Origin of the sequence: Curtobacterium luteum (assembly GCF_014646995.1) — a bacterium.
Taxonomy (GTDB): domain Bacteria; phylum Actinomycetota; class Actinomycetes; order Actinomycetales; family Microbacteriaceae; genus Curtobacterium; species Curtobacterium luteum.
The window spans coordinates 33,097-52,537 of the sequence record NZ_BMOI01000012.1 but is presented as its reverse complement, the minus strand read 5'-3'; the positions used below and the strand labels follow the sequence as shown (position 1 = coordinate 52,537).

Annotated in this window: 19 protein-coding genes; 14 read left to right on the top strand and 5 right to left on the bottom strand. The window is 73.7% G+C overall.

Annotation, left to right across the window (positions count from 1 at the left end):
- Positions 1-44: 44 nt before the first annotated feature.
- The gene (locus tag IEY20_RS13185; protein WP_307839846.1) at positions 45-767 is read right to left on the bottom strand and encodes an esterase/lipase family protein; all 723 of its coding nucleotides are present in this window, start codon (positions 765-767) and stop codon (positions 45-47) included.
- Positions 764-1,555: an alpha/beta fold hydrolase gene (locus IEY20_RS13180; protein WP_022904775.1), complete on the bottom strand. Its 792-nt coding sequence runs from the start codon at positions 1,553-1,555 to the stop codon at positions 764-766. Before IEY20_RS13180 ends, IEY20_RS13185 begins: the two co-directional genes overlap by 4 nt.
- A gap of 84 nt (positions 1,556-1,639) precedes the next feature.
- Between IEY20_RS13180 and IEY20_RS13175 the strand changes: the two genes are divergently transcribed.
- The 6 genes from IEY20_RS13175 (at position 1,640) to IEY20_RS13150 (ending at position 7,532) form a co-directional block, all read left to right on the top strand.
- Entirely contained in the window at positions 1,640-2,224 is a 585-nt protein-coding gene (locus IEY20_RS13175; RefSeq protein WP_175328034.1) for a hypothetical protein, read from the top strand.
- A gap of 25 nt (positions 2,225-2,249) precedes the next feature.
- Positions 2,250-2,798, top strand: a complete 549-nt coding sequence (locus tag IEY20_RS13170; protein WP_022904773.1) for a dihydrofolate reductase family protein — start codon at positions 2,250-2,252, stop codon at positions 2,796-2,798.
- Positions 2,799-2,900: 102 nt separating this feature from the next.
- Positions 2,901-4,199 carry an NAD(P)/FAD-dependent oxidoreductase gene (locus tag IEY20_RS13165; RefSeq protein ID WP_022904772.1) on the top strand — a complete coding sequence of 433 codons (1,299 nt, stop codon included), beginning with the start codon at positions 2,901-2,903 and terminating at the stop codon, positions 4,197-4,199.
- 361 nt (positions 4,200-4,560) lie between these two features.
- A complete protein-coding gene (locus IEY20_RS13160; protein WP_175328033.1) occupies positions 4,561-4,875 on the top strand; it encodes a hypothetical protein in 315 nt (104 codons plus the stop codon).
- Between the two features lie 90 nt (positions 4,876-4,965).
- Entirely contained in the window at positions 4,966-6,201 is a 1,236-nt protein-coding gene (locus IEY20_RS13155; protein ID WP_175328032.1) for an acyltransferase family protein, read from the top strand.
- 155 nt (positions 6,202-6,356) lie between these two features.
- Positions 6,357-7,532: an FAD-dependent oxidoreductase gene (locus IEY20_RS13150; protein WP_175328031.1), complete on the top strand. Its 1,176-nt coding sequence runs from the start codon at positions 6,357-6,359 to the stop codon at positions 7,530-7,532.
- Positions 7,533-7,704: 172 nt separating this feature from the next.
- Here IEY20_RS13150 and IEY20_RS13145 read toward each other — a convergent pair whose 3' ends face one another.
- Complete coding sequence (locus tag IEY20_RS13145) at positions 7,705-8,565, bottom strand: UbiA family prenyltransferase (RefSeq protein ID WP_188889204.1); 861 nt, start codon at positions 8,563-8,565, stop codon at positions 7,705-7,707.
- Positions 8,562-9,485 (bottom strand): DMT family transporter, encoded by a 924-nt coding sequence (locus IEY20_RS13140; RefSeq protein WP_204620556.1) that lies wholly within the window; start codon positions 9,483-9,485, stop codon positions 8,562-8,564. The genes IEY20_RS13145 and IEY20_RS13140 overlap by 4 nt, the downstream gene beginning before the upstream one ends.
- Before the next feature lie 70 nt (positions 9,486-9,555).
- On the opposite strand from IEY20_RS13140, the gene IEY20_RS13135 reads away from it, so the two are divergent.
- The 7 genes from IEY20_RS13135 to IEY20_RS13105 all read left to right on the top strand — a co-directional run bounded on the left by IEY20_RS13135 (position 9,556) and on the right by IEY20_RS13105 (position 17,125).
- Entirely contained in the window at positions 9,556-10,407 is an 852-nt protein-coding gene (locus IEY20_RS13135; RefSeq protein ID WP_022905029.1) for a LysR family transcriptional regulator, read from the top strand.
- A gap of 58 nt (positions 10,408-10,465) precedes the next feature.
- A complete protein-coding gene (locus IEY20_RS13130; protein WP_022905030.1) occupies positions 10,466-11,293 on the top strand; it encodes a fructosamine kinase family protein in 828 nt (275 codons plus the stop codon).
- Between the two features lie 209 nt (positions 11,294-11,502).
- Complete coding sequence (locus tag IEY20_RS13125; protein ID WP_175328028.1) at positions 11,503-13,716, top strand: ArnT family glycosyltransferase; 2,214 nt, start codon at positions 11,503-11,505, stop codon at positions 13,714-13,716.
- A gap of 32 nt (positions 13,717-13,748) precedes the next feature.
- Positions 13,749-14,468 carry a response regulator transcription factor gene (locus IEY20_RS13120; protein ID WP_275577958.1) on the top strand — a complete coding sequence of 240 codons (720 nt, stop codon included), beginning with the start codon at positions 13,749-13,751 and terminating at the stop codon, positions 14,466-14,468.
- Between the two features lie 125 nt (positions 14,469-14,593).
- Positions 14,594-16,087 carry a sensor histidine kinase gene (locus IEY20_RS13115; protein ID WP_175328027.1) on the top strand — a complete coding sequence of 498 codons (1,494 nt, stop codon included), beginning with the start codon at positions 14,594-14,596 and terminating at the stop codon, positions 16,085-16,087.
- 30 nt (positions 16,088-16,117) lie between these two features.
- Positions 16,118-16,393, top strand: a complete 276-nt coding sequence (locus IEY20_RS13110; RefSeq protein ID WP_175328026.1) for a hypothetical protein — start codon at positions 16,118-16,120, stop codon at positions 16,391-16,393.
- A 240-nt stretch (positions 16,394-16,633) separates the two neighbouring features.
- Positions 16,634-17,125 (top strand): hypothetical protein, encoded by a 492-nt coding sequence (locus IEY20_RS13105; protein ID WP_175328025.1) that lies wholly within the window; start codon positions 16,634-16,636, stop codon positions 17,123-17,125.
- A 38-nt stretch (positions 17,126-17,163) separates the two neighbouring features.
- Here the strand turns inward: IEY20_RS13105 and IEY20_RS13100 are convergent, their stop codons facing one another.
- Positions 17,164-17,982, bottom strand: coding sequence for a helix-turn-helix transcriptional regulator (locus IEY20_RS13100; RefSeq protein WP_187289771.1), 819 nt, complete (start codon positions 17,980-17,982; stop codon positions 17,164-17,166).
- A gap of 121 nt (positions 17,983-18,103) precedes the next feature.
- Here IEY20_RS13100 and IEY20_RS13095 point away from each other — a divergent pair, with 121 nt between their 5' ends.
- Positions 18,104-19,381, top strand: coding sequence for a bifunctional glycosyltransferase family 2/GtrA family protein (locus IEY20_RS13095; protein WP_175328023.1), 1,278 nt, complete (start codon positions 18,104-18,106; stop codon positions 19,379-19,381).
- Positions 19,382-19,441: the final 60 nt, after the last annotated feature.

Here is a 19,441-nt window from a genome sequence, read left to right as displayed (position 1 = left end):
GGCCGCCGTGCGGTCGCGCGGCGGGGGCCGGGCGTCCGGGCGGCTCAGTCCGTCGCGGCGAGCACGGCCTCACGCGTCCGCGGGTCGCCGAGGATCCGGAAGTGTCCACCGACCGGGAGCCGGACGTTGGTGGCCCCCGCGAGCTCGCTGCCCTCCGGGATGAGCGTGTCGAAGACGCCGTACACGGACGTGATCCGCGCGTTCACCTCGAGCTCCCGCCCCATCGCGGCGAGCACCGGGTCCGCGGCGCGGAACGCCCGGAGGTGCGGCACCGGCGCCAACCGGGCGAGCGAGGACCCGCCGAACGGCGTCGAGACGGCGACCATCCGGTCGATGCGGCGGTCGGGGTCGAGCGACGCCATCGCGTACTTCCCGATCAGCCCGCCCTTGCTGTGCGTGACGAGCAGCACCCCGCGGAGGTCGTGCTCGTCGAGGTGTGCCACGACCTCCCGTGCGGACGCCGGCACCGGGCGCACGTTGTGGCGCAGGACGGGCAGGACGTGCACGGGGTGTCCACGGTCGTGCAGAGCGTCCATGAGCGGCCGCATGAAGTGCCACGTCTCGTACACCCCGGGGATCACAACGACGGGTGGCCGGTCGCCGTCGCGGTAGTCGTCCGCCGTGGTCGGACCGAGGCTCTGCACCTGCCAGCGCACCGCGTACAGCCAGTCCCGCGCGGCCCACGCTGCGCGTGTGGCCAGTCCGACGGGAGGCACGGCGCCCGCGGTCGATGTCGGCCCGGCTCCCGGGGTGGTCGCGTCGGTCACCGCGTCCCCTCCGCTCCCCCGAGGCGTTCCAGGGTCTCGACACGGCGGAACTCGGTCACGAGGTCCGCGAACGCGACGGGCTGGTGCTCCTGGACGTGGTGGGCGCCGGGGAGTTCGACGAGTGCCCCACGGTCGGCGTGCGCGGCGACCCGGGCACCCCAGCCGTGGCGGGCGATCGGGTCCCGCGTACCGCGGACGACGAGGGCCGGGACCGCGAGGGCGGCGACGCGCTCGAGCATCGGGTAGCGGAGCATCGGGCCGAGCTCCCGGAGGTACTGGCGCACGCTGCGGAGGTAGTCGGTCAGCACGACGGCGTTCATGCGTGGTCCCTCGACGAGGCAGTCCCGGCCGAGGCCGAGCGCCTGGTGCAGGAGCGTGCGGCGGCGGTCGTCCACCACCGGCCCGACGAGCACGACGGAGGACACGACGTCCGGGTGACGGAGCGCAGCCTCGACGGCGACCTGCGTCCCCATCGACTGCCCGGCGACGACCAGCTCCCCCGCTCCCCGCGACCGCACGGCCTCGACCACGAGGTCGGCGAGGACCTCCGCGTCGAGCGCACGACCGGCGGCCGGCAGCCCGCCGAAGCCCGGCAGGTCCACCGACACGGTGCGGTGGACCCGGGCGAGGGCGCGCTGCGAGCGGTCGAACGAGCGGTGCGACATGCCGATGCCGTGCACGAGGACCACGGTCGGCGCGACCGGGTCGTGCAACCGCCCGGCGGGGGCCAGCGTCCGGAGCCGCACGGGCAGCCCGCCGACCGACACCGTCTCGACCCGCGCACGCACGGGATGGACGCTACCCGCGGCTCCACAGTGCGGCTCCAGCCTCGTCATCACCCACGCATAGCCACGCGGTGTGCACTCGTCCCCATGAACGACACCACCCCGACGACCCCGTCGACCACGGCGCACCTGCCGACGCAACAGGCAGCGCAGCCGCCGACGCAGTACCCCGCCGCTCCGGGCGGCTGGGGCGCCGCCCCCGCCGCGGCCCCGAGCGGCTGGGACGACGCACCGGCCGCGGACCGCACCCCCGCCACGGACCCCTCCGCCGCCGGTGGCCGCGGCGCTGCCGCGGACCCGTACGCCGCCGAGTGGAACACCGCGCAGCAGACGCCGACGCCCTGGTACGGCACGGCTGCCGGCCCCGGCGCGACGAAGCCCCGTCCGCCGTGGTTCTGGCCGGTCGTGGCCGGCGCGGTCGGGGTCGCCGCACTCCTCGCGGGCGGCGGCATCGGGTACGCGATCGGCCACGGCATCAGCGGCCAGCAGACCCAGGGCACCTCGCAGTTCCCCGGCCGCGGCTCGAACGGCTTCCCCGGGTACGGCAGCGGCTCCGGCCAGTACCCCGGCGGCAGCACCCAGGGCGGGACCGGCACCCAGGGCGGGACCGGTACCCAGGGCGGGACCGGCACCCAGGACGGGACCGGCACCGACGGCGGGTCTGGTAGCTGAGCCGCAGTCCCACTACGCTCCGGGCATGCGGAAGGTCACCTCGGGTCTCTTCACCTCCGTCGACGGCGTCGTCGTCGAGCCCTACAAGTTCCAGCACGACAGCTTCGACGAGGAACTCGGCGCGGGCATGACGGCGTTCATGTCCCGCACCGACACCGTGCTGCTCGGCCGGAACAGCTACCTGGAGTGGGCGGAGTGGTGGCCGGCGCACGCCGACGACCCGTTCGGCCGGTGGATCAACCCGATGCCGAAGTACGTGGCCTCGACCAGCCTCGGGGACGACCTGGCGTGGGAGAACAGCACCAGGATCACCGGCGACCTCGACGACTTCGTCCGCGACCTCAAGCAGCAGGACGGCGGCGACATCGCGGTCACCGGGAGCATCTCGGTCGTCCGGCACCTGCTCTTCGCCGGGCTGCTCGACGAACTCCAGCTCATGATCCACCCCGTGATCGCCGGACCCGGCCGGCGGCTCTTCGAGCCGACCGACCCGCACACGCGCCTGACGCTGGTCGACAGCACCGTGACGAGCAAGGGGAACGTCCTGAACACCTACGCGCGGCGGGACGACTGACGGGATCGACCCGCGCCTCCAGGCCGTGACGGTCAGCGGAGGGTGCGGAGCGCGCGTACCCTCGGAGGCGACCATCCGCCGTCCGAGGAAACCAGGGAGCACATGCCGCAGGACACCCGCCCACACGTCGTCATCGTCGGTGGAGGCTTCGCCGGCATCGCGGCCATGCGGGAGCTCGCGGACACCGACGTCCGGGTCACGCTCGTCGACCGCCACGTCTACAACATGTTCCAGCCCCTCATGTACCAGGTGGCGACCGGCGGGCTGAACGCCGGGGACGTGACGTACTTCCTGCGCAGCCTCCGGGCGAAGCAGTCCAACGCGGACTTCCGGCACGGCCTGCTCACGGGCATCCGCACCGACGAGCGCATCGCCGAGATGAGCGACGGGGAGCACCTGCACTACGACTGGCTCGTCCTCGCGAACGGCGTGAACACGAGCTACTTCGGCACCCCCGGCGCGTACGAGTACGCGTACTCGATGTACTCGCGGTCCCAGGCCCTGCGGATCCGGGACGAGCTGTTCACCCGGCTCGAGGAAGCAGCAGCCAACCAGGGCCCGGACGAGATCAAGATCGTGATCGTCGGCGGCGGGGCGACCGGCGTCGAGATGGCCGGCGCGCTCGCCGAGCTGCGGGACCAGGCCCTCGTCGGCGCCTACCCCGAGATCGAACGCGGCAACATCTCGATCACGCTCGTGCACCGGAGCGGGGAGCTCCTCAAGCCGTTCGCGCCCCGCCTGCGCCGGTACGCCGCGCGGATCCTCCGGAAGCGCGGGGTCGTGCTGCGGCTGAACACCGGCGTCGCCGAGGTCCGGCCGGACGGCGTCGTGACCGCCGACGGCGAGTTCATCCCGGCCTCGCAGGTCATCTGGGCCACCGGCGTCGCCGCGCACAAGGAGGTCTCGGGCTGGGGCCTGCCGCAGACCCACGGCGGACGCATCCAGGTGAACGACGACCTCAGCGTGAAGGGGGTCGACCGGATCTTCTCCGCCGGCGACATCGCCGCGCAGGACGACGCGCTCGCCCAGCTCGCGCAGCCCGCGCTGCAGGGCGGTCGGCACGTGGCGAAGCAGATCAAGCGCCTGCTCCACGGGAAGTCGACCGAGCACTTCACGTACTTCGACAAGGGCACGATGGCGACGATCGGCACGAACGCCGCGGTCGCCCAGCTCCGCGGCGGGATCACGATGGTCGGCCCCGTGGCGTGGGCCGCGTGGGTGGCCGTGCACATCGCGTCGCTGCTCGGCAACGGCAACCGGCTGTCGACGCTGTCGCACTTCTTCGTGCGGTACCTGTGGTTCATGCGGAAGCGGGCGATCCCGATCGTCGGCGACGTCCGGCCCGTGCGGCCGAACGGGGACCGCGAGCCCGAGCCCTGGCAGATGCAGAAGGCCGAGTAGGCGACACGGCGGGCGAGGCGGGAGCGGGGACGGGCTCGGTGCCGGCTGGCCGTCGCTGGCCGTCGCGATACGACCCTGCCGCTGTCGTACGACAGCGGCAGGGTCGTTCCGTGCCCGCCGGGACAGCCCGCGCGTGCAACTGACGACGGGGCCGTCGTCGTACGACGACGGCCCTGACGTCCCGCAGCGGTGCACCCGCCCGACGGTCCGCCAGCGACGCGACCCCACACCGGACGGGAGGCACGGTGCCGGCCCGCCCCGCGCCTCCCGTCCGGGCAGGACGACTTCCTCGCCATCTTCGCCGTGCCGATCGAACGGGCCCCGACCGACACCGCCCCGTTCGACCTGGTGCGCTCGGCACGTGCACGCCGCGGGCACGTACTTCGACCGTGACAAGCGACCGTTCTCGCGGGCCCGACAGACGATCATCGAGGCCGACCCCGCCCTCCAGGAACGGGAACTCGGCAAGCTCGCGACCCTGAAGATCCACCTGGGTGCCCTGCTGCGCGACCGCGGCGTGCCCGAACCCGCCGCGACGATCGCGGCCGAGACCGCGGTGACGGTCTTCCACCTGACGTTCCAGCGGTGGATCGCGCCGGGCGAGGAGCGCTCGTTCGAGGACATCGCGTCCGAGCGGCTCGACGCCCTGGCATCCCTCGTGCACCCCGTTCGTTGAGCGTCCTCATACCTCGGGCGAGCATCCTGTAACGATCAGGTCACGGTCCGCTCGCGGTCCGGGCAGCAGAACGATCTCGCAGGAGGCGACGTGGCGACCACCACGATCTCGCCGGAGCGGACCCGCAGCACCTCCGCACCGGCCAGCACCGACGGCAGCCACGTAGGCACCGAGCAGCGCGGCATGCGTGGCGGCGGCACGACCCCACCGCCGCCGCTGACGAACCGCGCCCCGGCGCTCGACGGCCTCCGCACGATCGCGATCCTCGCCGTGATCCTCTACCACCTGCACGTCGCCCACTTCGACGGGGGCTTCATCGGTGTGACGGTGTTCTTCGTGCTCTCCGGCTTCCTCATCACGACGCTGCTGCTCGGCGAGCACCGGAACACCGGACGCATCCGCCTCGGCGCGTTCTGGGGCAAGCGCGTGCTGCGGCTCTACCCGGCGCTCATCGCGTTCGTGCTCGTGGGCCTCGCGCTCTGGAACTGGGTCGGCGACTACAAGGGCGCCACGTTCTCCGCGGGTGAGGCCGCGTTCATCGCGCTGAGCTACACGGGCAACCTGTTCCGTTCGTTCTGGGACACCACGCAGGGCGTCTTCGCGCACACGTGGAGCCTGTCGATGGAGGAGCAGTTCTACCTCGTCTGGCCGCCCGTGCTCGTCCTCCTCTTCGCGATCCGCTCGCGTCGCCGCTGGCTGATGGCCGGCCTCGGTGTCGTCATCGTCGGCGCGGCCGTCGCGTCGTACCTGAGCTACGAGAAGCCGAACGGCGGCGCGACCCCCGACGTGTACTTCTCCCCCGTCCTCGGTGTCGTCCCCCTGGCCACCGGCTGCCTCCTCGCCCTGCTGCTCGACGACGGGCGGGTCCGCCGCGTCGCCGCGGGCATCGCCGGACACGTCGCCACGTGGGCCGGTCTCGCGCTCCTCGTCGGCATCCTCCTCTGGATCGACGGCGACTGGACGCAGCACGCGTCGACCTTCGGCGTGGTCCTCCCGGTGACCGGCCTCGTGTCGGCCGTGCTGATCGGCGGGCTCGTGTCCGTCCGCACCCCGGTGTCGGCGACGCTCGCGTGGACGCCGGTGTCGTGGTTCGGCCGACGCGTGTCGTACTCGGCGTACCTCTGGCACCCGCTCGTCATCGCGCTCCTCGGCACCTTCGCGGTCGGCGCGTGGGGCAACGTCTGGCTCGTCGGCGCAGCGCTCCTCGTGGCGGTCGGTGCCGCCTACGCCGTCGAGGTCCCGGTCGAGAAGGCCCGGAAGCGCATTCGCGAGGCCAAGCGGCTCGTCGCCGCCGACCGCGCCGCGCGCGAGCACGCGACGACCTAGGGACCGCGCAGCGGCCGTCGGCCGTGACCGCGCACCGGACGGGAGGCCCGTGGCGGACCCGCCACGGGCCTCCCGTCCGTGTCGTGGTTGCGTCCGGGTCGCGCGCGTTCCGCTGACCCGGTGCCCGCGGGGTCGACGATCCGTAGGCTCGCACCGTGACCACGGAGCGTGTCGACGTCCTCGTCGTCGGCGGCGGCCCCGTCGGCTTGTTCGTCGCGGCCCTGCTCGCCGACCGCGGGCTCGACGTCGTGGTCTGGGAACGCCGGACGGACCAACCGAACGGGTCGCGGGCGATCGGCATCCACCCGCCGTCCCTCGACGCCTTCGCGGCGATCGGCCTCGACCGGGCGGTCCTCGCGGAGGCCGTGCTCGTCCGGACGGGAGTCGCCCGGAGTCGCGGCCGGGTCCTCGGCTCGCTGTCCTTCGCCGGTGCGTCCCCCACGCACCCGTACGTGGCGACGCTCGACCAGCACCGCACGGAGGCACTGCTCCGCGACCGCCTGCCGACCGGGGTGCTGCGGAGCGGCACGGAGCTGACCGGGCTGCGGCAGGACGCGTCGGGCGTGCTCGCCGCTGGCACGGACGCGGACGGCAGCGCACGGTCCGTCGAGGCCGGGTTCGTCATCGGAGCCGACGGCGGCCGGAGCGTCGTCCGGTCGCTGCTCGGGATCGCGACGCACGGCCGGGACTACCGCCACCGGTACGTCATGGGCGACTTCGCCGATCCGGAGGACCCCACCGCACGATCGGCGGCGCTCGTCGACGTCGGGCCGGACGGGGTCGTCGAGTCGTTCCCGCTGCCGGGAGGACGACGGCGGTACGTGGCGTTCGTCCCGGCAGCGGACGGCGACGCCGTGGAGCGGTCGCCCGCCGACGCACTCGCGGCCCGACTCGCCACGATCGTCACCGAGCGGACCGGGGCGACGCCGGACCCGGCGACCTGCACGATGACGAGCGCGTTCGGGGTCCGCCGTCGCCAGGCGGCGCGGACCGGGGTCGGACGCGTCGTGCTCATCGGGGACGCGGCGCACGAGATCAGTCCGATCGGCGGTCAGGGGATGAACCTCGGGTGGCTCGACGCCGTCGGGCTCGTCCCCGTCCTCGCGGACGCGCTGGCCGGCGGACGAGGGACCCAGGGGTCGCGGACGGCATGGGCACGGCACCGTGTGGCAGCGGCACGGCGGGCGGCCCGGCAGGCGGAGGTCAACATGGCGCTCGGCCTCCCGGCCGGGCGGCTCGCGTCGGCCGGCCGGGAGACGTTGCTCCGGACAGCGTTGGCGCTCCCCACGGCATCGGCGCTCGCGCGGCTCTACGCGATGCGGTGGGCCTGAGCGGATCCTCGCGGTGCGGGGCCGGGGCCGGGGCCGCTCACGCGACCGGCGGCTCCGGCGCGAGCGACGCGGCCGGCGGGTTCGGCACGACCGGCACGACCGGCACGACCGCGACTGGCGCGGCCCGCGCGACCGTGACCGGCGCGGCCCGCGCGACCGCCGCTCCCTCGGGTCACGCGACGAGCCGGGCGCCCGCGACGGCGAGCTCGACGACGAGCACGAGCGACGACGCGATGACGAGCCGGAAGAGCGTCCGGGTGGGACGACCGGCGAACACGAGCCGCACGCCGACCACGGCCGACACCACCACGACGACCGTCCCCGCCACGGCCAGCACGACCGCGGACCCGCGTGCAGGACCGGGCCCGCCGAGCTGCCCGCCGAGCACGAGCGCCGCCGCGACGACGAGCGCCCCGAAGGCGAGGACCCCTGCCCCGCGCAGCCCCAGTCGGTGCGGGAAGCCCCGGACACCGGTCGCCGCGTCGTCGAGGAGGTCCGGCAGGACGTTCGTGCAGTGGATCGCGACGCCGAACACCGCGCCGGTCGCGATCGCCCACCACGCCGGCCACCACCCCGCACCCCCGGCCGACACTGCGACGACGGGCAGCAGCCCGAACGCGACGACGAACGGCACCACCGACCACACCGTCCGCTTCAGTCCCGCGTCGTACGCCCACCCGGCGCCGACGAGCACCACGTGCGCGATGCCGGCGACCGGTCCGAGCGGGACCGACAGGGCGACGGCCGCCGCCGCGGTGACCAGCGCCGCGCGCCGGACGGTGTCGACGGCGATCCGCCCCTGCGCGACCGGCTTGTCCATGCGGCCGACGGCACGGTCGCGGTCGGCGTCGATCCAGTCGTTGGCGAGTCCGATCGAGAGCTGCCCGACGACGACGGCGAGCGCGACGAGGACGACGAGCCACACCGGGTGCCCGACGGCCGCGGCGATCACGGTCGCGAGGACCGTCACCGTCACGGTCGGGCCGGGGTGCGACGACGCGAACAGCAGCCGCGCGGTCGAGGGGTGGCTCACCCCGCCGAGCGTACCGAGGGTCGACTGCGCGCCGCGCTGCGACGACCGCGGAGCGCCCCGGACGCGAGCGCGATCCCGAGCAGGACGACGAGCCCGCCGACCGGTTCGTTCCACCGCAGCGGCTCGCCGAGCACGACGACCCCGAGCGCCACGCCGACGACCGGCGTCAGGTAGGTCACCGTCGAGGCCCGACCGGCGCCCCACGCCCCGACCAGTCGGGTGTTCCACGCGTAGGCGAGCCCGGTGCCCACCGCGCCGAGCGCGACCATCGCGGCCACGATCCTCCAGTCCAGCCGCACCGGACCGGTCGCGATGACCGGCGCGACCAGGAGCATGAGGACGGCGGCCAGCGTCAGCTGGACGGTGGCCACGGTCGTCGGGTCCTGTCCGCTGCCCACACCGAACCGGCGCAGCCAGGCGAGTCCGATGCCGTAGGACGCGGTCATGCCGAGCAGCGCGACCTGGCCCGGGACGGTGGCGAGGACGGCCGGGTCGCCGACGAGGTCCCACGGCCCGACGAGCACGAGGACGCCCACGATCCCGAGCGCGACGCCACCGAGCTGCCGACGGCTGAGGCGTTCCGACGGCACGAGGACCGTGAGGGCGAGGAGCGTCATGATCGGGGTCGTCGCGTTGTAGATGCTCGCGAGACCCGACGGCACCGTCTGCTCCGCCCAGGCCATGAGCGAGGACGGCACCGCGTTGAGGAACACCGCCACGACGAGCAGGTGTCCCCAGACCCGCGGCTCGCGGGGCCACGCCCGACGCGTCACGAGCAGCACCACGACGAGCGTCACCGCACCGAGGACGGTGCGGACCGTGGCGACCTGCTGCGGCGCGAGACCCTCGAGTCCGATCTTCGCGAAGAAGAAGCTCGAGCCCCAGGTGAGGGCGACCAGGACGTAGAGGAGGGCGTTCACGAGGGCTAGCATCGACCACCACCGCACATGTGTCGAACGCATGTGCCTCATGCCGACATGAGGAGGACACATGACCGTCTCGATCCCCCAACTCCGGGCGTTCACCGCCACGGTCGACGCCGGTTCGTTCACCGGCGCGGCGGCCGTGCTCGGGATCGGGCAGTCGGCCGTGTCGCACGCGGTCGCGGGGCTCGAGCGCGAGGTCGGTGGCGCCGTCGTGCACCGGGGGGGCTCCGCCACCGCCACCCCGCTCGGGGAGCGGCTGCTCGCGCACGCCCGCAGCGCGGTCGCCTCGATCGACGCCCTGGAGGCCGTGGTCACCCCCGCCACGGCGCGCGGCACCGTGCGGCTCGCGGCCGTCCCCACCGTGTGCCAGGGATTGCTCCCGCGGCTCCGCGAGCTCTGGGCCGTGACGCTGCCGGACGTCGACGTCCAGGTCTACGAGGGCGACGACGACGAGATGCCGGAGTGGCTCGAGGGCGGCACCGTCGACGCCGCCGTGCTCGTGGACCCGACGCCGGTGCCGACCGGGGCGGTCGTCGTCGCCCGGGACGAGATGGCCGCGGTCGTCCGGCGCGACCACCCGCTCGCGAGCCAGGAGGCGCTCACGCTCGACGATCTGCACGAGGACGGACTGGTCGCCGGCGGCGGCGGCTGCGAGGTGCAGATCCAGCGGCTGCACGAGCTCGACGGCCAGCCCTTCCGGTGGGCGCACCGGGTGCGCGAGATGAACACGATGTTCGGGATGATCCAGCGCGGCGAGGGCGTCTCGATCGTCCCGACCCTCGGGCGTGGGATGCTGCCGGACGACCTCGTGATGCTGCCGCTCGAACGACGGTTGACCCGGACGCTCGTGCTGAGTGGCCCGTCCTCGCGGCCGTGGCACCCGTTGGCGCAGGCGCTCGTCGACGCGGTGGGGTGACCGGGAGCACAGCCCGCGCGCTGTGACCGGAACCACGGTCGAGCGGCAGGATGGACCGATGGCCGAGACGTTCGTGAAGACCTTCACCGACCCCGACGAGGCGACCGCCGAGGCCGCCGGGCTCGCGTGGCTCGCCGAGGCCGAGGCCACCGGCGGCACCCGCACCGCCCGCGTCCTCGCGCACCCGGAGCCGCGGGTGCTGCACCTCGAGCAGATCAGCGACGGCGCCCCGACGACCGCGCAGGCCGAGCGCTTCGGCCGCTCGCTCGCCCACACGCACGCGGCCGGTGCGGCGCACTGGGGTGCACCCTCGCCGGGGTTCCCGTCCCCGGGCGCGCTGCGGATGGGACGGTCGCGGACCGCGTTCGTGTCGGCGGCGGACGCGCCCGACACCTGGGGCGAGTTCTTCGCGGAGTACCGGATCCGCGACTACGTGCACCGGATCGTCGACGCGGGCGGCTTCGACGGGTCCGAGGCGGCGGTCTTCGAGCGTGTGGCCGAGCGGCTCGAGGACGGCGAGTTCGGCTCGCCCCAGCCCGGACTCGTCGGGGACGGCCCCGCGCGGCTGCACGGGGACCTCTGGGCGGGGAACGTCCTGTGGCCGACGCCCGGGCAGCCGGTGGACGGGACGACCCCGACCGGCGCGGTGCTCATCGACGCGAACCCGCACGGCGGACACGCGGAGACGGACCTGGCGCTGCTCGGACTCTTCGGGCTGCCGCGGCTCGAGACCGTCCTCGCGGCCTACGACGAGGAGTCGCCGCTCGCGGACGGCTGGCAGGAGCGGGTCGAGCTCCACCAGCTCGCGCCGCTGCTGCTGCACGTGTTCCTGTTCGGCGGCTCGTACACGGGCGCCGCGCTCCGGGCGGCCCGCCGGTACGCCTGACCGGACCTCGCAGCGGGGCTGCCGCGCGCACAACCAAAGTCGGCTCGCACCACGGAAGATCGCGGTGCGGATCGACTTTGGTTGTGCGACACCGCGTCGCCCGCGCCGGTCCGCGTTCGGCGCGCCCGCCCGACCTCGCGGCGGAGGTCTTAGGGAGCACCAAGGCAGCGCATCGGTCCGTTCGGGGAACGCCCGGGAACCTCATCGTCATGACCACGTTCCCGACCCCCGTGACCGACCGTCGCGAGCGCGCACACCCGGAGGGGGCCACCGCCTCCCGGGACCGCCGCCCGCCCCTCGCCCGACTCTTCCTGGGCGAGCGCGAGGACGCCCGCTGGCTCCGGCCGGCGTTCTGGGCGCTCCTCGCCCTGACCGCCGTCGTGTACCTCTGGGACCTCAGCATCTCCGGGTACGCGAACAGCTTCTACGCCGCCGCCGTGCAGGCCGGCACGAAGTCGTGGGAGGCGTTCTTCTTCGGCTCCCTCGACTCGTCGAACTTCATCACGGTCGACAAGCCGCCGGCTTCGCTGTGGGTGATGGTGCTGTCCGCGCGGCTGTTCGGCTTCTCGTCGTTCAGCCTGCTCCTGCCCCAGGCGCTCATGGCCGTCGGGTCGGTCGCGCTCGTGTGGGGCACCGTCCGCCGCACCCTCGCCCGGCTCGGCGCCACGACCGCGAACGTCGGAGCGCTGCTGGCGGGCTTCGTCGTGGCGGCCACCCCGGCGGCCGCGCTCATGTTCCGCTTCGACAACCCGGACGCGCTGCTCGTGCTGCTCATGACCGCCGGTGCGTACTGCACCGTGCGGGCGCTCCCGCGCGGCAGCTGGAAGTGGATCGCGCTCGCCGGGGTCGCCCTCGGGTTCGCGTTCCTGACGAAGATGCTGCAGGGACTCCTCGTCCTGCCGGCGTTCGGCCTCGTGTACCTCGTCGCCGCGCGGACGAGCTGGGGGAAGCGGGCGATCGGCCTCGGCATCGCGGCGGTGTCGCTCGTGGTCTCCGCCGGGTGGTGGGTCGTCGCCGTGTGGCTCTGGCCCGCGGAGTCGCGCCCGTACATCGGCGGCTCGACGAACAACACCGTGCTCGACCTCGTGTTCGGCTACAACGGCCTCGGCCGGATCTTCGGCGGCTCGGGCAACGGCGGCGGCGGGATGGGCGGCGGGACCGCCGGGTCGTCGTTCGGCGGCTCGACCGGCCTGGACCGGCTCTTCTCCTCCGAGATGGGCCTCGAGATCTCGTGGCTCCTGCCCGCGGCGCTGCTCGCGCTCGTCCTCGGCCTCGTGCTCGTCGGACGCCGGCACCTCGGCGACCCGGTCCGTGTCGGCCTCGTGCTCTGGGGCGGGTGGCTCGTCGTCACCGGACTCGTCTTCTCGTACATGTCCGGCACGATCCACCCGTACTACACGGTCGCCCTCGCCCCGGCGATCGCGGGTCTCGTCGGCACCGGCGGCGCCCTGATGTGGAGCGAGCGAGGGCGCGTCACCGCACGGCTCGGCCTCGCGGGCATGATCGGCATCACCGCCTCCTGGGGCTTCTGCCTCCTGAACGAGAACCCGACGTGGCTCCCCTGGCTCCGGTGGGTCGTGCTGATCGGCGGACTCCTGTCCACCGCGGCGATCCTCGTCGGCAACGTGCCCACGCTCCGGAAGCTCGTCACCGTGGGCGTCCTCGCCGGCACGCTCTTCGGACTGACCGGGACGACCGCCTACGCCCTCGCCACGACGACCGTCGCGCACTCCGGTTCGATCCCGAGCGTCGGCCCGTCCGGCAGCAGCTCCGGCGGGATGGGTGGCGGTACCGGCGGCGGTCAGCCGGGAGGCGCGGGAGGCCCCGGCGGATCGGCCTCCGGTTCCGAGAGCGACAGCTCCGACTCCTCGGACGGCTCCCAGCAGGGCCCCGGCGGCACGCCGCTCGGCGGCACCTCGGGCGAGGCCCCCGAGGGCACGACGGGCGAGGCCCCGTCGATGCCGGACGGCACGTCCGGCGACCAGGACGGCACCGGCACCCAGGAGGGATCCGACGGGGCGACCTCCGACGGCGAGTCGGGGACGGGCCTCCAGGCCGGTGGCGGCGCGATGGGCGGCGGAGGCGCGTCGACGTCGTCGGCACTGCAGAAGCTGCTCGAAGCGACCGACACCACCTGGGCAGCCGCGGTCGACGGTTCGCAGTCCGCCGCGCAGCTCGAACTGGACACCGACACCGCCGTGATGGCGATCGGTGGCTGGTCGAGCGACCCGACGCCGACGCTCGCCGAGTTCAAGGCGTACGTCGCCGAGGGCAAGATCGCGTACTACATCTCCTCCGGGACCGGAGGCGGGATGGGCGGCGGCTCCTCCACCGCCTCGGCGATCCAGGAGTGGGTCGAGGCGAACTACAGCAGCACGACGGTCGGCGGGTCGACGGTCTACGACCTGAGCGCCACGAAGTGATGCACGACGAGGGCGCGGATAGGCTCGCCGACATGGCCGGCACCCCGCTGCAGCGCACGGACGGCACCCCCGTCCGCGTCCTCGTCGTCGACGACGAACACGCCCTCGCGGACGCCGTCGCCCTCGCGTTCGAGGGCGACGGCTGGGCCGTGCGCGCCGTGCACCGCGGACGGGACGTGCTCTTCGCCGCGCGGGAGTTCCAGCCGGACGTCATCGTGCTCGACGTGATGCTGCCGGACATCGACGGCTTCGAGGTGCTCGAGCGCCTCCGGGACGCCCGGGACGACGTCCGCGTGCTCTTCCTCACCGCGCGGGACGCTCCGGAGGACCGGCTCGCCGGACTCACGGGCGGCGGCGACGACTACCTGACGAAGCCCTTCGGGATCGCGGAGCTGCTCGTGCGGGCACGCATCCTGGCCCGGACCTCGGCTCGGGTCGCGGCAGCCGGACCCGCGGGGCTGGTCGTCGGCGACCTCCACCTCGACGAGGACGCCCGCACGGTCGTCCGGGGCGGTGCAGCGCTCGACCTCACCCCGACCGAGTACGAGCTGCTGCGGTACCTGGCGCGGAACGCGAACCGGGTACTGTCGCGGGAGCACATCCTCGCCAGTGTCTGGGGCATGGACTTCGGGGCGTCGTCGAACCTTGTCGACATGTACGTGTCGTACCTGCGGAAGAAGCTCGACGCCGGCCGCGAGCCGATGCTGCAGACCGTGCGCGGGGCCGGGTACGTGCTCCGCCCGACGTCGTGAGGCGGGTGGGGTCCGGGCGGGGCCGGGCAGGGGCCGAGGCCGGGGCCCGGGCGGGGGCCGAGGCCGGGGCCGGTCGGGTCGGGAGCGGCCGGGCGCCGTCGCTCCGGTGGCGGATCGTCGGGGCGGTGGCGCTGCTGCTCGTCGTGACCAACGTCGTGGTGGGGGCCGTGACAGTGGTGGCGTTCCGGGAGTACCTGGTCGGGCGGTTGGACGCGGAGCTGGCGACCGCCGCCGGCCGGGTGGTCGGCGACGGAGGCGCGCCGCCGTCCGGGTCGTCGGGGTCCGGGTCGTCGGGGTCCGGGTCGTCGGGGTCCGGGTCGTCGTCCGACGGACCGGACCCGGACAACCGGTTCATCGGGGTGCCCGGGCAGGCGGCGGGCACCGTCGTGGCCGTGTTCCGGTCCGGGTCCACGGCCCTCGCCGGGTACACCGACAGCGAGGGCCGGCAACACGGCCTCACGACCGCCCAGCGACGCACCCTCGCCGCCATCGACCACGACGGCAGCCCGGTGACGGTCCGACTCGGATCGCTCGGCAGCTACCGGGCGCAGGCGGTGGGCAACGGCGACGACGTGTACGTCACCGCGTTGCCGCTGGGGTCCCTCGACGCGACGATCGTGCGACTCGCGGTCGTGTTCGGCGGCGTCACGCTGCTCGGGCTCGCGGTCGCGACCTGGGCCCTCGCCCTGACGGTCCGCCGCGCGCTCCGACCGCTCGAGCGCGTCGCCGGGGTGGCGTCCGACGTCGCCGCCCTCGACCTCGAACGCGGGGACACCGACATCACCGCCCGGGTCGCGACGTCGGACCTCACCGCGAACCGTGAGGTCGGGCAGGTCGGCACCGCTCTGAACCGACTCCTCGGGCACGTCGGCCGCGCCCTGACCGTCCGACGGGAGGCCGAGGCGGGCATGCGCACCTTCGTCGCGGACGCCTCGCACGAGCTCCGCACGCCGATCGCCACCGTCCGCGCCTACGCCGAGCTCTCCGCGTCCTCGCACGACCTCCGAGCGGTGCACGCGAACGTCGATCGGATCGCGACCGAGGCCGTCCGGATGGGCGACCTCGTCGAGGAGCTCCTGCTGCTCGCGCGGCTCGACGCGCGGACCCTGGCCGGATCGGCGCCGCTCGTGGTCGAGGCGCTCGACCTGACCTCGATCGTGGTCGAGGCGACGATGGACGCACGCACCACGGCTCCCGGGCACCGCTGGACGCTCGAGGTCGACGCCGAGCCGGTCACCGTCGACGGTGACGCCGGACAGCTGCGTCGCCTCGTGCGGAACCTCCTCGCCAACGCCGCCAGCCACACGCCGGACGGGACGGCCGTCGTGGTGTCCCTGCAGCGTGTCCGCGGGGAGGGGCAGCAGACCGTGCGGCTGGTCGTCGCGAACGACGGGCCGCCCATCGACCCCGCGCTGCTGCCGACGCTCTTCGACCGCTTCACCCGGGGCGAGGCCTCGCGATCGCGGGAGCACGGCACGAGCGGCCTCGGGCTGGCGATCGTCCAGGCGGTCGCGCAGGCGCACGGCGGGAGCGTCCGCGTGGTGTCCGGTCCGGGCCGGACGGCGTTCACGGTCGACCTCACGCACACCGCCTCGTCGGGTCCCTCGCCCGCGCAGTAGTCTGCCTGGACGGGGACGAGGGAGGGTACCGTGCCGAACGACTACCGTCAGCTGCCGGGGCAGCCACGCGCCGAGGACTTCGTCGTCGAGGTCCCGGCGTTCGAGGACGACCGACCCCAGCCCGAGCCCGAGCCGCCCGCGGCAGCGCCGGAGCTCGTCGCCGCGACCCGGTTCGCCCAGTCGTCGCACGCGGCCCCGACGATCCGGCGGACGCAGTTGCGCGCCGGTCTGTGGATCGCGGGGGTGCCCATCGCCGTGCTCGTCGTGATCGGCGTGGTCCAGGTGGTCCTCGGCGCCACGGGTTGACCGTGGTCCTCGGCACCACGGGTTGACCTCGGGGCAGGCCGGTGCACCGATGCTCGGACGCGGTCGCTCCAGGGGGCTTCGCGGCGGAGTGTCCCAGATGGGAGTGCACTGCGGCCGAGCGTCAGACGATCGTCCAACGTCGCGCCCGATCGCGTGCATCGGCACCGAGGCCGACGCAGGCTGGTTCCTGTCCGAGCAACACGACCTCCGGGTCACCGATGCGGAAGATGGGAAACGATCATGAACTCGTTCAAGCGCACGTCCCTCAAGCTCGCCACCGGCACCGCCATCACCGGCGCGGTCATCGCGGGCGCGTTCGTCGCCGCCCCGGCGCAGGCCGCGGAACCGGCGCCGAGCTCCTCGATGGCCGACGTCGGCGGGAGCGTGAACGTCAACCTCGACCCGGTCGCGATCGTCAACGCGATCGCCGACGCGGTCAACGACCAGAGCGACCGCGGCGGAGCCGTGCAGGCCGCGCTCGACGTCGGGTACCGGAACGCGGGGAACCCGGACCGCCTCACGGTCGCGGTCGTCAACAAGAACCAGGACATCACCGTCGAGGGCGACGTGGCCGACGCCCAGTCGATCGACATCAAGGGTGGCAACTACGTCATCTACTGGTTCAAGGGTGCCGGCAAGATCACCAACAACGGCGACGGCGGCTGGCTGAACTGGGGTGCGTTCGGGAACATCGAACGCATCGACAACGTCATCCACGTCAACGGCGGCTGACCCTCAGCCCCTGACGAGCACCCCCTGCGACCTCGGTCTCAGGGGGTGTCGTCGTCCGTGCGGGCAGCTGCGCCGAGCTCGGGCGGTCGTCGCGATCCCCCGGGGCCGTGGGCACGAGCGCGGATCCACCCCCGCACGAAGGCGACCGACACCAGGGCCGTCCGGTTCGGCGCCCTCCAGGTGCGCATCAGTCGCCCGAGGTGCCACGCGACGGCCTGACGGCTGTAGGACGTCTCGCTGGCGATCTGGTCGTTCGAGAGTCCCTGTGCGGCGAGCGCCAGCATCCGTTCCTCGGATTCGTCGAGCCCGGGCGCCCGAGCCACGAGCTCGATCTCGCCCGCATCGACCTCCGCCGGGGTGGTGCCCGCCACCCGTCCACGCTCCTGCGACCACGCCTCCGCCCAGCACGAGCCGAGCTCGTGGGCGACGAGGGACGCCCGGCTCATCGCGAGCATCGTGCGCGCCGCGCGGTCCGCCGGCCCCGCATGGTCACGGACAGCCGTGTGCATCACGAGGGCGAAGACCCGGATCGCCGGCAGCGCGCCACGGAGCACGACCGAGAGGTCCACCCGAGGGTCCTCTGCACGGGCAGCAGCCACCCGCCGGAGCCGATCGAGGCTCCCCGGGTCGACCGGCTCACCACGTTCGACCGCGCGGAGGGCAGCGGGCAGGACGATCGGCACGATCTCGGTGTACCGCTCCCGGAGCCAGTCGTGCCCCTGGCGGCGGATGCCGTGCAGCGGTGGCTCGAGCAGGAGCGCCTCGAACTCCGCGCACCGCTCGTCGAGCGACAGACCCAACCGCTCACCGGGGAGCAGCGTGGCCGGCCGCTGGGCGTCGTCGCGCTCGGTCGTCATCGTGGCTCGACCGTATCCGGACGACACCTGTCGTGTCCGGTCGTTCACCGGGAGTTCGTTCTTAGGGCCGCCACAGGGTCCTGCTGCGGTGCGCATGACCCCGCTGCCGAGTCTGATCGGCATGACGGAGACGAACCAGACCCTCGACATCGACATCGTCGTCCCCTGCTACAACGAGCAGGACACGCTCGCGACGCACGTCCGACGGCTGCACACCTTCTGCCGCACCTCGCTGCACCACACGTGGCGGATCACGATCGCGGACAACGCGTCGACCGACGACACCGCACGCATCGCCGACGACCTGGCGGCCATGCTCCCGGAGGTCCGGGCGGTGCACCTGCCGCTCAAGGGCCGCGGGCGGGCGCTCAAAGCGGTCTGGGGCGCGTCGGAGGCGCAGGTGCTCGTGTACGTGGACGAGGACCTGTCCACGGACCTCGCCGCCCTCGAACCGCTCGTCGCACCCCTGCTGTCGGGGCACTCCGACCTCGCGATCGGCACCCGGCTCGCGGGCTCGTCGCGGGTGGTCCGCGGCGGGAAGCGCGAGTTCATCTCCCGCTCGTACAACCTGCTGCTCCGCACGACGATGGGGGTCGACTTCTCCGACGCGCAGTGCGGGTTCAAGGCCGTCACCCGCGAGGCCGCGCAGCACCTCCTGCCGCTCTGCGAGGACGACGCGTGGTTCTTCGACACCGAACTGCTCGTCCTGGCCGAGCACGCCGGACTCCGCGTGCACGAGGTCCCGGTCGACTGGGTCGACGACGTCAACTCGTCGGTGCACATCGCCTCGACCGCGACGGAGGACCTCAAGGGCATGTGGCGGGTGTCACGCGGGCTCGCCACCGGCCGCATCCCGATCGCGCCGGTCTACGACGCGATCGGCCGGCGCCCCTTCACCCCGCCGCACGTCGGGATCGTCGGGCAGGTCCTGCGCTTCGGCGCGATCGGGGTCCTGTCCACGATCGCGTTCGCGGTCCTGTACGCCCTGTTCCGGCCGGCGATCGGCGCGCAGACGGCGGACTTCCTCGCGCTCCTGCTCACCGCGATCGGGAACACCGCGCTCAACCGGCGCTTCACCTTCGGCGTGAAGGGCCGTGCGGGGGCGGGGATGCACCACGTGCAGGGGCTCGTCGTGTTCGGCATCGCGTGGGCGATCACGGCGGGGTCGCTCGTCGTCCTGCACGCAGCCGCCCCCGGCGCCTCGCACGGCACGGAGATCGTCGTGCTCACGGGGGCGAACCTGCTCGCGACCCTGGTCAGGTTCGTGCTGTTCAAGGCCTGGGTGTTCCGCTCCCGGCGGCGTCCGGAGCTCATCCGGCCCGGCACGACCCCGGCGGCCGACGCGAGCACGGCCGCGGACACCGAGCCGATCCCGGTCGAGGAGCACCGCGCCGCCTGACGTCCCCGGTCCCCCGCCCGAGCCCCTCGCACGGTGCGAGGGGCTCGCTCGACGGTTCGA